Consider the following 14,293-nt stretch of genomic DNA (forward strand, 5'->3'; position numbering starts at 1 on the left):
CTTCGACTTCACGGTGCGGTCTCGCGCAACACGTACCCGACACCGCGCACGGTGTGGATCAGGCGGGGTTCACCCCCGGCCTCGGTTTTCCGGCGCAGGTAGCCGACGTAGACCTCGAGAGCATTACCTGAGGTGGGAAAGTCGTATCCCCACACCTCCTCGAGAATCCGGCTGCGCGACAACACTCGTCGCGGGTTCGCCATCAGCATTTCCATCAGGGCGAACTCCGTGCGGGTGAGACTGATCCGGCGGTCGCCCCGGGTGACCTCGCGGGTCGCGGCGTTGAGTGTGAGGTCCTCGAACCGCATCGTTTCTTCGGCGGACGCGTCGGGGTCCGGGGTGGCGCGGCGGAGCAGTGCCCGCAGGCGGGCGAGCAGTTCCTCGAGTGCGAACGGCTTGGGAAGGTAGTCGTCTGCTCCGGCGTCGAGTCCCGCCACCCGTTCGGAGACGGAATCGCGGGCGGTGAGGACGAGGATCGGCAGGTCGTCGCCGGTGCTGCGCAGACGCCTGCACACCTCGAGGCCGTCGACGCGCGGCATCATCACGTCCAGCACCATGGCGTCGGGCCGTGACGCCACGACGTGTTCGAGCGCCTCCTGTCCGTCCGACGCGAGGTCGACGGTGTATCCGTTGAAGCTGAGAGAGCGGCGCAGCGATTCCCGCACTGCCCGGTCGTCGTCGACCACCAAGATGCGCATGGTTCTCAGTGTGGACCGGACCGCTGAGAATTGACTGAGGGGCGTGCCGTGCGGCCGGAATCGTACTGCGGTCTGCCCTGCTCGTTGCGTCCGGTAAGATTGCTCAATCGAGACGCTGCGGACGGCCGCCCGCGCGGCCACCTGCGGAAGTTCGGGCTCTCACGAGGGCGTACGTGAAGTCGCCCACCGCGGGGAAATACCCGGCGTCCACAAAGTCGAGCTGGTGAGGAGCGAGATATGGCAGTCAAGCGAGGACCGTCCAAGAAGTCGCGTGCCGTAGAGGGACGCAAGCCCAAGAAGAATCCCCTCTTCGCGGCAAAGATCGATTACGTCGACTACAAGGATGTGAACCTGCTTCGCACGTTCATCTCCGACCGCGGCAAGATCCGCAGCCGTCGCGTGACCGGCCTGACCCCGCAGCAGCAGCGCCAGGTGGCCATCGCGGTGAAGAACGCGCGCGAGATGGCTCTCCTCCCCTACATCAGCAGCAAGTAGGCGCACGCCGCAGATTCCGACGACCGCCCCTTCCGTAGTCACGGGAGGGGCGGTCGTCGTATGCGCGGACGGTGTTCGGCGCCGACCCCACGTCCGAGCGGTAAATCGGGCAAACTGGGCATTATCATCGCCACACGGGTAAACCGCCTGCATTTCGCCCAAATTTCGGGAACTCCTGTTGGCACCTGGCCCGATTCCCGGATAGGTTTTTGTTCGCTGGAACGAATCGCACTGCCGGGGAGGACAGAGGATCGTTTCAGCGGAGTGCCCCCTATAGCGCGACGGCTCACCAGTCCCCACCGACACCGAGCCTTCCCGCGCATGACGACCGGGGGCATTCACCCCGTCCGCTGCCCCACTGGGGGCAGGCTGTCGGGGACACCCCGCCGACGGCGGGCTCACGCCCGCCGTCGGCGGCTCCACGTGCTCGCGCCCCCTGCCCCGGAGTTGCGGCAGCAGAACCGGACCGAACCGTTACCGGTGGTAACCTTTTTCGCCGGGCGTGACGCGCCCGGTGGAGAGCTTCGTACGAGTGGGTGAATCGGTGTCGGGCGTGGTCGCGGGGTTCACCGTCATCTTCGTCATCATCGCGATCGGATTCGTGCTGGGACGCCGGGGAACGCTGGGCGCCGAAGCGCAGACCGTACTCAGCCGGCTCGTATTCTTCGTGGCCACTCCCGCCCTCCTGTTCGACGCGCTCGCCACGTCCGACCTGGCGGTCATCTTCTCCCCGAACCTGTACGTCGCCGCGGCCACCGCGTTCGTCGTCGCCATCGCGTACTTCGTCATCGCAGCCCTGTGGCTGAAACGTTCCGTACCCGAACTCACCATCGGCGCACTCTGCGCCGGGTACGTCAATTCCGCGAACCTCGGAATCCCCATCGCGGTGTTCGTTCTCGGCGACGCCTCGTTCGTCGCTCCCCTGCTGCTCTTCCAGATCGTGGTGCTCTCCCCTATCGCCCTGACGATGCTGGATCTGTCGACGATGCGTGCCGGAGCGTCCAGACTCGACACACTCACGGCCCCGTTCAAGAACCCCATCGTTCTCGCGGGTGCCGCCGGACTCGCCGTCGCGGTCAGCGGCTGGACGGTGCCCGCGGCGATCCTGCAACCGTTCCACCTGCTCGGAGGAGCCTCGGTGCCCGGCGCGCTGCTCGCGTTCGGACTGTCGCTGCAGGGCGTGCGAGTGCTCGAGAAGGGTACGAGCCCGCGACGGGACGTCGCACTGGCGTCGGTGCTCAAGATCGTCGTGCAACCGCTGCTCGCGTACGCGATGGGCCGCTACCTGCTCGGACTCGACGGGCACGCGCTGTTCGCCGTCGTCGTGGTCGCGGCCCTCCCCACCGCCCAGAATGTCTTCGTCTACGCGAGCGCGTACGGGCGCGGAATGGTCCTCTCGCGCGACGCGGCGCTCGTCACCACCCTCGCCTCGATACCCGCGATCGGCATCGTCGCGAGCCTGCTGGCCTGAGTAGCGGCCGTCAGGAACGCCCGCGCGACCACGCCTCCCACAACCGGGCGTACCGACCGCCGCGGCGCACCAACTCGTCGTGGCTGCCCTCCTCGACGATGCGTCCGTCGTCCATGATCACGATCCGGTCCGCTGTGGCGGCGTGGCTGAGCCGGTGCGCGACGATCAGCGCCGAACGCCCCCGCAGCGCTTCCTCCGCCGACCGCTCCAGTTCGTCGGCTCCCGCCGATCCGGCGTCGGCGGTGGCCTCGTCGAGAATGACGAGGGCCGGATCGAGCAGGATCACTCGCGCGAGTGCGAGCTGTTGTTCCTGCATAGGGGTGAGGACGTGCCCGCCCGACCCGACTTCGGTATCGAGGCCGTCCGGAAGCCGCGACACCCAGCCCGCCGCGCCGATCCGTTCGAGCACCGCGGAGAGTCGCTCGTCCGATGCCTCCGGCGCAGCCATCCGCAGGTCGTCACGCACCGAGCCGGAGAACACGTGGACCTCCTGCGTCAGGAGAGCGATCTCGCGGGTGCGCCGGTCGTCACCGAGCCGGTCGATCGGGACACCGCCGAAGGTGACGCTCCCGGCCGTCGGGGGATGCACCCCGGCAACGACCGACGCGAACGTCGTCTTTCCTGCTCCGGATGCACCGACGAGAGCGACATGCTCGCCGTCGGCGATGGTCAGGTCGACGCCGTGCAGTATTTCCGGTCCCGACTCGTAGCCGAATCGCACTCCGCGGGCGACGACTTCGCGGCCCGTAGGCTGCGGCAGCTCCTGTCCCGTGGTGCCGGTCTTCTCGTACTCTTCGCACTCCTCGATGAGCCCCGCGATGCGCGAGAGCGACGCGAGGCCGCTCTGCAGGTCGTCCATGACGAGGAGCAACTGCCCCATGGGACCGAACAGCCGCAGGAAGAACAACATCGCGGTGGTGGTGACGCCGACGGTCACAGCATCCCGGTCGACGAGCACGAAACCAACCAGCAGGATGGACGCCATCCCGAGGAACTCGGCAAGATTGATGCGGCCGAACAGGCGGTTGACCACGATCCGCGCGCGCAACTCCCAGCGCGCGACCCACCACGAGTGCTCGTCGATCGGTCCCGCGAGACGAGGCCCGAGGTCGAACGCGTGCACGGTCGCCAGCCCACGGATGCCGCCGAGCACGTGGTGCGCACGCTCCCCCATGGCCACCCGCGACTCCCGGTACACCGGTGGCGCGTCGCGCGTGTACATCCGGGCACCGATGTAGTGGACGGGCAGCACAACGATCAGAACGAGGAGGAACCGCCAGTCGAGTGCGGCGAGGCCGAACATTGTCAGCACCACGGTGAACAGCGCACCCGAGATGGCAGGTGCGGCGGTACGGATGGCCGAGCCCACCTGGGAGACGTCGTCCGTGGCACGCGAGACCAGGTCGCCGCTGCCCGCCGACTCGATGCGCGAGAGCGGCAAGCGCATCGCAGCGGTGAGCATGCGTTCTCGCAACCGGGCCAGCCCGGTTTCGAACAACCGGGAGGTCAGGACGAGTCCGAATCCGCCGAGAGCCGCGGCGGCGACGGTCCCCGCGACCATGGCGGCTGCGAGCCACGCGATGTCGCCGAGGTCGCCGCCCTCGAGCACCACGTCGACCGAACGTCCCATCGCCCACGGGGTGACGAGCCCGGCCGCCGCCCCGAGGACCAGAACCACGAGGACAGCACAGGTCTCGCGGCCTTTCCCGGCGAACGACGCGCGGGCGATGCGTACCGTGCCACGGGCGTCGGACGTGCGGAAACGTTCGCCGGCGCGGGAGGTGGTTGCGGTCATGGCTGCTCCTGCTTCGGAACCGACGGCATCGCGGACCGGGCCGGCAGGCTCAGGATCTCGTCGGCGACGGCGGTGAACGCCGGTGATCGGGTGAACACGATCGTGGTGTGACCGCGCCGCGCTTCCGGCAGGCGTTCGGCGATCGTCGCCTCGGTGACGGAGTCGACGGCAGTCGTCGGATCGACGAGCACCAGCACGTCGACCGGGGACGCGAGCGCCCGTGCCAGGGCGACCCGCTGTCGCTGCCCGCCGGAGAGCAGCCTGCCGGCCTCCCCGACCGGAGTGTCGAGACCCGCGGGCAGCACCCGCGCGACGTCGTCGCACGCCGCGGCGAACACCGCCCGGGTCACGCGTGCATCGGCATCGGCCGCGTCCGGCGGGATCCCCGCGGCGATGTTCTCGAGGATTGTGCCTTCGAACAGGTGCGACGCGTGGGGCACGACACGCAGGCTGCGCCGCGCGGCGCCGGCTCCGAGTTCGGCCAGGTCCACACCCCCGACCAGCACCCGGCCCTGTTCGGGGAGGTGCACTCGCGACAGCACGGCGACGAGGTCCGCGGTGGCGTCGGCATCGGCCCGGACCACCACGAATGCTCCTTCCGGGACCGTGGCGGTCAGGGCGCGCACGTGTCCGGCGGTGAGGCAGTCGAATTCGACGGTGGCGCGGCCGTCGGTGTCGCGATCACCCACAACGACGGCGGCCGGAGCCTGGAGGATGCCGAGCACACGCTCGGCCGATGCGACCGCCGATGCCCACGCGGCGCCCATGCTGGTGCCGAGCGCCGCGAGTGGACCCATGATCACCTGAGTGACACCGACGACGGTGATGAGCTGGCCGACGGTCAGCGAACCGGTGACAGCCATCGCACCGGCCGCGATCGCAACCCCGGCGACGAGCATCCCGGAGACGAGTTCCATGGTCGCGACATAGGCCCCTTCGGCCCGTGCCGAGCGCAGCACACCGTCGAGCGCGCGCCTGCTGGCCGACAGGTAGCGGCGGGACGCCTCGCCGTCGGCTCCGATTCCTTTGACCACGCGGATACCGGAGACCAGGTCGGTGGCCGTCCCCGCTGCCGTACCCGCGACCTTCTGTTCTTCGAGGCTGCGCCGGCGCAGCGGACCGGAACCCTTGTCGAGCAACCAGAGGATCAGCGGTGCCCCGGTCAGGATCGCGACGCCCAGCATCCAGGAGGTGCTGAGCAGGACGACCCCACCGAAGAGGACCGCGGCGAGGTGACCCACGGGATACACCGCGACGGCGATCCCGCGGGCGAGTTGCTCGACGTCGGACGTCGCGATGTTGAGCGTCACGCCGGGCGCCTGCGGCGGCCCGCCCACACCGCGGACATCGAGGATGCGATCGGTGACCCGGGTCCGCAGGCGGTGCTGGACCGCGAGCATTCCGGCCTGCCCGATCCTGCCGCCGAAGCGGGCGGAGAACGACAGGACCACGAACACTGCCGCGAGCACGAGCAGCCACGCGACCAGAGCGCCGGCGTCGCGGGTGGCAACGGCGCGGTCGATGGCCTGCCCCATCACGACGGGCACGAGGGTCTCGCAGATCTGATGCACCGAGACGAGGACCGCGGCCGGGACGGTCCATTTCCGGGCGGCGAAGATCGTCCGCACCGTGAACTGCCGGGGCGTGGTCTGCGCGTCCACCCGGATCTCGGGCGTGGGCATGGCCTGCGCCGGCGGGTCGAACAGGACTGGCAGCCTCATGGTCCTCCGGGGAGTCGGTCGCGGCGAGGACCCGCCACGGGTGCGGGCTTAGGGTGACCGCATGCGTCTGATCGTCCTGCTCGCTTGTAGCGTTCTCGCCGTCGCCTGCGGATCCGGCAGCCATGACATTGAACCACTGCCGGAAATTGCTGTGCCGCAAGGGGCGACGGAGTTCACCGCGCGACCCGACATCGTCGACCCGCATCCGGTGCAGATCCAGGGATGGTCACGTGCCGGAGACGACCGCATCGCCCTGCACTTCGAGACGGGAACGCCGGAATGCTACGGCGTGCACGCCACGATCACGGAGACCACCGACGCAGTGGGTGTCACGGTGCTCGGCGGCACCCTGCCCGAGGCTCAGGACCGCATGTGCATCATGATCGCCGTGACCGGGACGCTCGAGGTTCCGCTGGAGTCGCCGCTCGGAGACCGAGTCGTCACGGCGGGTGAGCCGCACTGACCACGTATCTCGACGACGTGACGCACACATCCCGAACACCTTACGGACGGTCGCCCCGACCGGCCCGAGCCGTCTACGAGGTACGGTGCCGGGCCGCATACCGTAGCGGCATGGCGATGTCGCTCACCCCGTCTCCCGCGGCGGCAGGCATCTGACCGATGTCCCACGCTTCCCGGATCGGCGTACCTCGCCATTGGCTGCTGTACCTGTGCACCGCGACCGCGCTGTTGCACGCGGCCTTCCAGTCGGTTCGTGTGCTCGTGTCGTACCGGATCCTCGCGCTCGGCGGCGATGCGACGACCATCGGCCTGGTCACCGCCCTGTACGCGATCGTGCCGTTGATCGCGGCGGTCCGGATGGGTCGTGCCGTCGACCGCGGTCACGCCACGATGATTCTGCGGATCGGGATCGTGGTGTCCACGCTCGGTGTCGGGCTCATCGCGGCAAGTTCGGGTCTGCTGGTGCTCGGCGCGGGCAACATCGTCCTCGGCTTGGGGCAGTTGCTCGTCACGGTATCCGGCCAGGCATTCGTCTCGATCCTGTCGCCGCCCGACCGGCTCGACCGAGGATTCGCCGGCATCACGCTCGGAGTCTCCGTCGGTCAGGCCGTGGGTGTGCCGGTCGCGGGAATCATCGCCGCCGGCCACAGCGCGGACGACGGCTATGTGGAGACCACGGGCGCGCTACTGGTGATGACGGCGATCTGCGCGGTGGCATTGCCGTTCGTGCTCGGCCTGCGGGAGCCGCCCGGTTCGGGGCGCACCGCCGACGACGGTGCACCCCAGTCGGTGCTCTCGATGCTCTCCACTCCCGGCATGAAACCGGCGATGCTGTCGAGTCTGATCGTCCTCGCCGCCGTCGACCTCGTGGTGGTGTACCTGCCGCTGCTCGGGGAGCAGTTCGGGTTCGGGGTGCTGCTCGTGTCGGCGCTGCTCACCGCGAGGACGCTCACGTCGATCCTGTCCCGCGCGCTGTTGCCGTGGGCGTTGCGGCACGTCGGCCGGCGCCGGTTGCTCATCTCCGCCACTGCGGGCACCGTCGTGCCGGTCGCGCTCATTCCGTTCCTGCCGAACCCGTGGCTCATCGCCGCGATGCTCGCGGTCTGCGGCGCGTTCTGGGGAGTCGGTCAACCACTGACGATGACCTGGGTCGTCGAACTGGTTGCCCCCTCCGACCGAGCCTCCGCGCTGGCGGTCCGGCTCACCGGCAACCGCCTCGGCCAGGTGCTCGTCCCCGTCGCCGCCGGCGGGATAGCCGGAATCGCAGGGGTGGCGTCGGTGTTCTGGGTGACCGCAGCGCTGCTGTCCGCCGCGGCCACCTCGACGTGGCGGGCACTGCGAACCTGACCCGCTGCCCAGGTCAGCGGCGGCGCATCCGCACGTAGTCGCCCACCACCGCGGCGCCGAGGCCGTCGAGGTCGGGTGCCACGACCCGTCCCCCCACCCGGCGGGCCATCCGGTCGACGATCCGGGCCAGCCCGGGATCGTCGCCGAGCCGGAAGATCGTCACCTGGGCGCCGATCTTGCCGAGATGGTCGAGTTCGCGCACGGTCAGGCCGAGGGTCCTGGCGCTCGGCGGATAATCGAACGCCGCGTACCCCTCGGGTTCGAGGTGGGCGGTGGGCTCGCCGTCGGTCACGACCAGCACGACGGGCTGCGCGTTCGGATGACGACGCAGGTGCCGGCCCGCGAGCATCAGCGCGTGATGAAGATTGGTCCCCTGCTCGTACACACCGTCGAGGCCCGCCAGTTCCGGTGCGGTGACCACGCGCGCATGCCGCCCGAACGCGATCAACTGCAGCGCGTCGCCCCGGAACCGTGTGGACACCAGGTGGTTCAGTGCCAGAGCGGTGCGCTTCATCGGCACCCAGCGTCCGTCCATGACCATCGAGAACGACGTGTCCACGAGCAATGCGACCGCCGCCTGAGCTCGCTGCTCGGTATCGACCACCTCGACATCGCTCACCGACATCCGGACCGGCACGCCGGGGCTGCGCAGCGTCGCGTTGGTGAGGGTGCGCACGACGTCCCACGGCTCGGTGTCGCCGAACTCCCAGGCCTTCGTCGCACCGGTGGGCTCCCCCATCGCCCCGGCGCGGCGCGATTCACGCTGACCCGTGCGGGACGATATCCGGTTCATCACGTCCCGCAGCGCGGTCTGCCCGAGCTGACGCATCGCCTTGGGCGAGAGCCGCCACTTGCCGTCCGCGCCGCGGTCGAAGAATCCCTCTTTCTGCAGTTCCTTCTCGAGATCGGCGAGTGTGCGAGCGTCGGCCACGGCCTGCGGACCGAGGTGGCGCTCGAGTTCGTCGAGATCGATGTCGTCGAGAGAGGCCCCGGCGTACTGCTGGGACAACTGCTCCGCGAGCCGGTCGAGTTCCGCGATCTCCTGGAGCGCCGAGGTCGCCTCACCGAGTCCCATCCCCTCGTCACCACGGGTACGTTCGGATCCCGCCCAGTCCTCACCGGGCCGCGCGGCACGGAGATGTCCGTCGAGCCGGTCGAGCTGATTCGTCAACGACGGCGACCCGAACGCCTGCTGCGCGAGTGCGTCGAGTTCCTCCCGCTGTTCCGGCGTCAGCGAGTTCCGTAGCCGCTGCGCGGCGGCTGCCCGCTGCGCGAGCGAATCGAGCAGTTCCTCCACGTTCTGGGGATCGTCGGGAAAGAACTCGCCGTGCTCGGCCATGAACTGTTCGAAATCCTCGGGTGTGTCCTCCCCGCGCGCATGCTTGTCGAGGAGGTTGTTGAGGTCCTCGAGCATCTCGGAAATGCGCTGCCGGTCTTCCTCGGTGGCACCTTCCAGTGCCTGCTTCATTCCGGCGAACCGCTGGTCGAGCATTTCCCGGCCCAGCAGATCCCGGATCTTCTCGTAGTCCTGCCGCGCCTTGTCGCTGCGCCAGTCGTAGTCGGCGAGTTCCTGAACGGCTTGCGCTGTCGACGCCGGCAGTTCCTCGATCCGCATCTCGGCGAACCGGGCGTCGTCGTCGAGGGCGCGCGCGAGTTCCTTCCGTTCCTCGAGCACCGCCCGGTCGAGGAGTTCGCGCACCTCTCTCAGAGTGCCGTCGAGATCGGTGCGGTCGAGCAGTTCCCTCTTGCGCCGGTTGGCCTGCGCGGCAAGCTTGTCGAGTCCGCGCATGCTGCTGCTGCCGCGCCGCAGCAGTTCGCGCAGGGCGCGTTGCGGCGACGCCCCGCCGAGGACGTCGTCGCCGATCGCGGAGAGCGCGTCGCGCAGATCCACGGGTGGCGCGAGCGGGTCGCCCCCGTGGTACGGGCCGTACCTCGCGGAACGGTCCATCAGGAGTACACCGCCGCGCCGCGCGGGCCGGCGTCCTTTGCGATGCGCCGCGCCAGATACAGGCCCTCGAGTGCGAGTTCGATTGCGGCGGCGCGAGAGCCGCTGTCGGAAGCGCCGAGTCGTTCGGCGACCGTGTCGAGGACCGGCAGTTCGGGCAGCGCGTCGAGCAACGATTTCGCAGTGACGCGCTCGCCGGTGATCACCGGCTCACCCTGCTCGACCGCGGCGACGAGTGGGGCGAGATCGATCCCGGCCAGCCGCGTGCGCGCCGTGTCCGCGGTCGCACGACGCAGCAGGTGGTCGAGGATCTCGAATTCCCGTCCTTCCTCCCCTGATTCGAACTCCACCTTTCCGCGTAGTACCTCGACGACGGTGGCCAGGTCGACGGGCCGCGCCACGGGGTCGTCCTCACCGAGCACCGCGCCGCGGTGCACGGCAGCGGCCGCGACGGTTTCGGCGCCGGCCACGGCGAAGCGCGCGGAGACACCGGAGCGCTGGTCGACCGACGTCGACTCGCGCAGCAACCGCGTGAAGCGCGCGAGAATCTCGACGAGGAAATCGGGAACGCGGGCCTGCAGGTCGGCTTCCTGCTCGATCACCGCGACCTCGTCGTCGAGTTCCATGGGGTAATGGGTGCGGATCTCGGCACCGAACCGGTCCTTGAGCGGGGTGATGATCCGTCCGCGGTTGGTGTAGTCCTCCGGGTTCGCGCTCGCGACGAGCAGTACGTCCAGCGGGAGCCGGAGTGTGTAGCCGCGCACCTGGATGTCGCGCTCCTCCATGACGTTGAGCAACGACACCTGGATGCGCTCGGCGAGATCGGGAAGCTCGTTGATCGCGACGATTCCGCGGTGGGCGCGTGGGACCAGCCCGAAGTGGATCGTTTCGGGATCACCGAGGCTGCGTCCTTCCGCCACCTTCACCGGGTCCACGTCCCCGACGAGGTCGGCGACGGAGGTATCGGGAGTTGCCAGCTTCTCGGCGTAGCGCTCGCTGCGGTGTCGCCACGCGACCGGCAGATCGTCGCCGAGTTCGCCCGCGCGGCGGATCGAGACGGGCGTAATGGGTTCGTAGGGGTGCTCACCGAGTTCGGATCCCGCGATCACAGGGGTCCACTCGTCGAGCAGCAACGCGAGGGTACGCAGCAGGCGCGTCTTGCCCTGGCCTCGTTCGCCGAGAAGGACGACATCGTGACCGGCGAGCAGTGCCCGCTCGAGTTGGGGGACCACGGTCTCGTCGAATCCGACGATGCCGGGCCAGGGATCGGTGCCGTCGCGCAGCGCGGCGACGAGGTTCTGCCTCATCTCGTCCTTGACGGGACGATGTACGTGGCCGGAGGCGCGCAGCTCTCCGAGGGTGGACGGGCGCGGTGTGGGAGACGTCACCTCATCCAAGGTACGACCGTGCGGCGGTTTCGGCACCTGCAAGCCGAGGAACCTCTTCTTCCCGGACGACCTGGGCCGCCGGATCCGGTGGATCGTCGAGAAACCTGCCCGCTGTGCGTCGCCAGTAGGGGGATTCGCCTGCGGTGGTCGCGGTCTAGGCTGGCGGAAAGGCATCGCCACCGGGCCAGGCCGGACACCTCGGTTCGTCTCCGCGATGATGGGTAGTCCCACAGACGAAAGGGGGCCGCGTGGATGCGTTTCCGGACTCGACACCGGACGAGCTGACGGCTGTGTACGCCCGGATGTCCGGAGTGCTGCTGTCCGAACAGACCGTCGCCACAGCACTGCAATTGATCACCTCCCTGGCCGTGGACACCCTGCCCGGATCGATCGGATCCGGGGTCAGTGTCCGCGGTATCAACGGGGACGAGGTCACCTCCGCCGCGACCGATCGGATGGTCGAACGCGCCGACGCGTTGCAATACGAACTCGGCCAGGGACCGTGCCTCACCGCATGGCACGACGGGGTGATCGTGCGCGTCGACGACGTCGGCACCGATCCCCGGTGGCCGCTGTGGTCGGCACGGGTGGACTCGACCGGTATCCGGTCGGTGCTCAGCGCGCCGCTGGTCACCGCGGACCGGTCGTGGGGGGGCGATCAAGGTGTATTCCGACCGCGCCGGGGCCTACGACGAGACCGAGGTCGGCCTGCTGCGGCGGTTCGCGGCCCAGGCCGCCATTCTGGTCGCCAACGTGCACACCTTCCGCAGTGCCGAACGGCTCAGCGACAACCTCAAGCGCGCGCTGCACACCCGGGATCTGATCGCCACCGCGAAGGGCATCGTGATGTTGCGCGAACAACTGGACCCCGATCAGGCCATGCGGTGGCTGATCGAGCAGTCCAGCCTGTCGGGAACCACCCTGGCAACCCTGGCAGAGACGCTCGTCGAGGCGGCCGGTGACGAAGCGGGGTGAGCAGGTGATGCGTCTGTTTCCGTCCGGCGAGGCGCATCGCCGGTTCCTCGAGGCGCTCGCCGCGACCGGGCTGAGTCTCGACGAGTTGTGGTTGCGCTACTTCGCGCTCGGCGGGGATGCGGGCAAGGTCGAGATCGAGGCCTATCTCGACGGAATGGTGCCGTTGTCGGTTCTGCAGCACGACCTTCTCGCGCATGCCGTCAACGAGCGTCTCGCGGAGATCGCTCCACCGCGCGCGCCCTACGCGGAGGAACTGCCCGCCCCGGAGTCCGCAGACAACGACACCGAATCCGGCCGTATCGACGGCACGGCGGCCGGTGCCGAAGACGGTGACAGCAGGGGGCCGGACGTCGACGACGACGCACCCTGACGCCGCCGGGGCGAGACCTCCGTTCGGCGGCACTCCGCAGGTACGCACCCATGAGGTGCCTGAATACGGAACGTCGGGGGCTCTTCTGATAGACACGGTGTATGTCGGACACCGAGATCACCTTTTCCAGCGGCGACGTGACCCTGCACGGCAGCGTCCGGGTACCCGTGTCGATGAGGAGGGGTGTGGTGCCCGGAGTGCTCCTGCTCGCCGGCAGCGGTCCTACCGACCGCAACGGTGACAGCGCCCTGCTTCCGGGGCCGATCGGCACGCTGCGCCACCTCGCCGACGTCCTCGAACGGCACGGCTTCGCCAGCCTGCGCTACGACAAGCTCGGCAGCGGCGTGACCGGCCTCGGACCGTACGACGTCGAGGACGTCGCCGATCTCGGGTTCTCCACGTTCATCGACGCCGCGTCCGCAGGTCTCGATTTCCTCGCAGGCCGGCGCGGTGTCGACGCGAACCGTCTCTACGTCGTCGGACACAGCGAAGGTGCGCTGATCGCCCTGGCGCTGGCGCAGGACAACCCGCGGATCAGGGGTATCGGTCTGATCGAACCCCTCGCGGTACGCCTGCTCGACCTGCTGACCGCCCAGATCGACGCCCAGCTCGACGCGGTGGTCGTCGCCCAGAAGCTCCCCGTGCAGATTGCCGACGAACTCCGGCTGGCGCTGACCGGAGCGGTCGAATCGCTGCGGGCCGACGGAACCCTCAGCGACCACCTGCCCGAACCCCTCCGTAACGCCGGGCTCGTTCCCGCGAACGCCAAGGCTCTCGCGGAGGAGGACGCGCTCGATCCCCGGATGCTCGCCGCCCAGGTCGACGGCGACCTGCCGGTGCTCTCGAGCGCATCGACCAAGGACATCCAGGTGCGTATCGAGGACGTGGACGCTCTCGACGACGCGCTCGTCCACACCCGCCTGACATCGCTGCGCATGACCCGCACCAACCACGTCCTCAAGGACATCGGGGACCAGCAGTCCACGGGCGCCGACTACATCGCCGACCTGCCCTTCTCGGAGGAGTTCACGTCCGGTTTCGAGGCGTGGCTGAAGAGTCTGTGACCGGGTCCGCGAAATAACAAATGTCGCTTTCACGTTATTGGTGTATGGTTTCCCGTTAACCCGCTGGTACGCCCGAGAAAGGTACGGTTCGATGCGATTCAAGCACATGCACGTCATCGGCTGTTCCGTACCTTTTGCGCACCTTCATTCCCACTTCGCCGCAAGGCCACCCCGAGAATAGAAGTCACACGACGACTCCCTTCTCGGGCACCCGGGCACATCGCCCCGGGTGCCCTTTCTTATCCCCACAGCTTCATTCCCCGACAGGAGAAACAACATCATGAAACTTCGCATCGAACCCGGCGGATCCGTCCCGTCGGACCTGCCCGGCGACCTGACCGGCCACGCCATCACGATCGATCTCAGCCGCGTCGGTGGCACCGAAAGCGGCGCCGCCGCAGCAGATCTGATCCGTGAACTGCTCGACCGGGGTGCCGCGCGGCTCGTCATCTCCGAGGGCCGCGGATCGCGCGGAACCGAGTCCGCACACGACGACGCCGCCCACTCGCACGCTGCCTGACCCGCAGGCACGTGCGCCGTGGACGGCGCCGTCCGGTATCTG

13 protein-coding genes and 2 pseudogenes are annotated in these 14,293 nt (G+C 68.8%); 10 read left to right on the forward strand and 5 right to left on the reverse strand.

What is annotated here, in order from left to right:
- Nucleotides 1-8: 8 nt before the first annotated feature.
- A complete protein-coding gene (locus HF886_RS13560; RefSeq protein WP_169621450.1) occupies nucleotides 9-698 on the reverse strand; it encodes a response regulator transcription factor in 690 nt (229 codons plus the stop codon).
- Nucleotides 699-788: 90 nt separating this feature from the next.
- On the opposite strand from HF886_RS13560, the pseudogene HF886_RS13565 reads away from it, so the two are divergent.
- The 3 genes and pseudogenes from HF886_RS13565 to HF886_RS13575 form a co-directional block, all read left to right on the forward strand.
- A pseudogene (locus HF886_RS13565) lies at nucleotides 789-978 on the forward strand (hypothetical protein); the annotation flags it as partial.
- Complete coding sequence (gene rpsR, locus HF886_RS13570) at nucleotides 936-1,193, forward strand: 30S ribosomal protein S18 (protein ID WP_072699716.1); 258 nt, start codon at nucleotides 936-938, stop codon at nucleotides 1,191-1,193. The pseudogene HF886_RS13565 and the gene rpsR, both read left to right, overlap by 43 nt.
- 544 nt (nucleotides 1,194-1,737) lie before the next feature.
- Nucleotides 1,738-2,664, forward strand: a complete 927-nt coding sequence (locus tag HF886_RS13575; protein ID WP_169652581.1) for an AEC family transporter — start codon at nucleotides 1,738-1,740, stop codon at nucleotides 2,662-2,664.
- A 10-nt stretch (nucleotides 2,665-2,674) separates the two neighbouring features.
- On the opposite strand, the gene HF886_RS13580 is transcribed toward HF886_RS13575, so the two are convergent.
- Entirely contained in the window at nucleotides 2,675-4,459 is a 1,785-nt protein-coding gene (locus tag HF886_RS13580) for an ABC transporter ATP-binding protein (RefSeq protein ID WP_169652561.1), read from the reverse strand.
- On the reverse strand, nucleotides 4,456-6,180 hold the full coding sequence (locus HF886_RS13585; RefSeq protein WP_169652562.1) for an ABC transporter ATP-binding protein: 1,725 nt from the start codon (nucleotides 6,178-6,180) through the stop codon (nucleotides 4,456-4,458). The genes HF886_RS13580 and HF886_RS13585 overlap by 4 nt, the downstream gene beginning before the upstream one ends.
- 61 nt (nucleotides 6,181-6,241) lie before the next feature.
- Here HF886_RS13585 and HF886_RS13590 point away from each other — a divergent pair, with 61 nt between their 5' ends.
- On the forward strand, nucleotides 6,242-6,643 hold the full coding sequence (locus HF886_RS13590) for a hypothetical protein (RefSeq protein WP_169652563.1): 402 nt from the start codon (nucleotides 6,242-6,244) through the stop codon (nucleotides 6,641-6,643).
- 158 nt (nucleotides 6,644-6,801) lie between these two features.
- Nucleotides 6,802-7,989 carry an MFS transporter gene (locus HF886_RS13595; RefSeq protein ID WP_169621446.1) on the forward strand — a complete coding sequence of 396 codons (1,188 nt, stop codon included), beginning with the start codon at nucleotides 6,802-6,804 and terminating at the stop codon, nucleotides 7,987-7,989.
- A 13-nt stretch (nucleotides 7,990-8,002) separates the two neighbouring features.
- Here the strand turns inward: HF886_RS13595 and HF886_RS13600 are convergent, their stop codons facing one another.
- Both HF886_RS13600 and HF886_RS13605 read right to left on the reverse strand, forming a co-directional pair.
- The gene (locus HF886_RS13600; RefSeq protein ID WP_169652564.1) at nucleotides 8,003-9,937 is read right to left on the reverse strand and encodes a VWA domain-containing protein; all 1,935 of its coding nucleotides are present in this window, start codon (nucleotides 9,935-9,937) and stop codon (nucleotides 8,003-8,005) included.
- Nucleotides 9,937-11,322: an ATP-binding protein gene (locus HF886_RS13605; RefSeq protein ID WP_169621444.1), complete on the reverse strand. Its 1,386-nt coding sequence runs from the start codon at nucleotides 11,320-11,322 to the stop codon at nucleotides 9,937-9,939. The genes HF886_RS13600 and HF886_RS13605 overlap by 1 nt, the downstream gene beginning before the upstream one ends.
- Before the next feature lie 302 nt (nucleotides 11,323-11,624).
- On the opposite strand from HF886_RS13605, the pseudogene HF886_RS21410 reads away from it, so the two are divergent.
- The 5 genes and pseudogenes from HF886_RS21410 to HF886_RS13625 all read left to right on the forward strand — a co-directional run.
- Nucleotides 11,625-11,915 (forward strand): annotated as a pseudogene (locus tag HF886_RS21410) (GAF domain-containing protein); the annotation flags it as partial.
- Between the two features lie 70 nt (nucleotides 11,916-11,985).
- Complete coding sequence (locus HF886_RS21415; RefSeq protein ID WP_346765366.1) at nucleotides 11,986-12,297, forward strand: ANTAR domain-containing protein; 312 nt, start codon at nucleotides 11,986-11,988, stop codon at nucleotides 12,295-12,297.
- Entirely contained in the window at nucleotides 12,281-12,667 is a 387-nt protein-coding gene (locus HF886_RS13615; RefSeq protein WP_296549573.1) for a hypothetical protein, read from the forward strand. Before HF886_RS21415 ends, HF886_RS13615 begins: the two co-directional genes overlap by 17 nt.
- Before the next feature lie 101 nt (nucleotides 12,668-12,768).
- Nucleotides 12,769-13,731, forward strand: coding sequence for an alpha/beta hydrolase (locus tag HF886_RS13620; RefSeq protein ID WP_169652565.1), 963 nt, complete (start codon nucleotides 12,769-12,771; stop codon nucleotides 13,729-13,731).
- A gap of 280 nt (nucleotides 13,732-14,011) precedes the next feature.
- Nucleotides 14,012-14,251: a hypothetical protein gene (locus HF886_RS13625; RefSeq protein WP_169652566.1), complete on the forward strand. Its 240-nt coding sequence runs from the start codon at nucleotides 14,012-14,014 to the stop codon at nucleotides 14,249-14,251.
- Nucleotides 14,252-14,293: the final 42 nt, after the last annotated feature.

Source organism: Rhodococcus sp. 105337 (assembly GCF_012844225.1).
Lineage (GTDB): Bacteria > Actinomycetota > Actinomycetes > Mycobacteriales > Mycobacteriaceae > Rhodococcus.

What these genes read in the sequence shown, in the direction of transcription:
- HF886_RS13560 (WP_169621450.1), bottom strand. Translation starts at nt 698, where the DNA reads ATGCGCATCTTGGTGGTCGACGACGACCGGGCAGTGCGGGAATCGCTG.
- rpsR (WP_072699716.1), top strand. Translation starts at nt 936, where the DNA reads ATGGCAGTCAAGCGAGGACCGTCCAAGAAGTCGCGTGCCGTAGAGGGA.
- HF886_RS13580 (WP_169652561.1), bottom strand. Translation starts at nt 4,459, where the DNA reads ATGACCGCAACCACCTCCCGCGCCGGCGAACGTTTCCGCACGTCCGAC.
- HF886_RS13585 (WP_169652562.1), bottom strand. Translation starts at nt 6,180, where the DNA reads ATGAGGCTGCCAGTCCTGTTCGACCCGCCGGCGCAGGCCATGCCCACG.
- HF886_RS13590 (WP_169652563.1), top strand. Translation starts at nt 6,242, where the DNA reads ATGCGTCTGATCGTCCTGCTCGCTTGTAGCGTTCTCGCCGTCGCCTGC.
- HF886_RS13595 (WP_169621446.1), top strand. Translation starts at nt 6,802, where the DNA reads ATGTCCCACGCTTCCCGGATCGGCGTACCTCGCCATTGGCTGCTGTAC.
- HF886_RS13600 (WP_169652564.1), bottom strand. Translation starts at nt 9,937, where the DNA reads ATGGACCGTTCCGCGAGGTACGGCCCGTACCACGGGGGCGACCCGCTC.
- HF886_RS13620 (WP_169652565.1), top strand. Translation starts at nt 12,769, where the DNA reads ATGTCGGACACCGAGATCACCTTTTCCAGCGGCGACGTGACCCTGCAC.
- HF886_RS13625 (WP_169652566.1), top strand. Translation starts at nt 14,012, where the DNA reads ATGAAACTTCGCATCGAACCCGGCGGATCCGTCCCGTCGGACCTGCCC.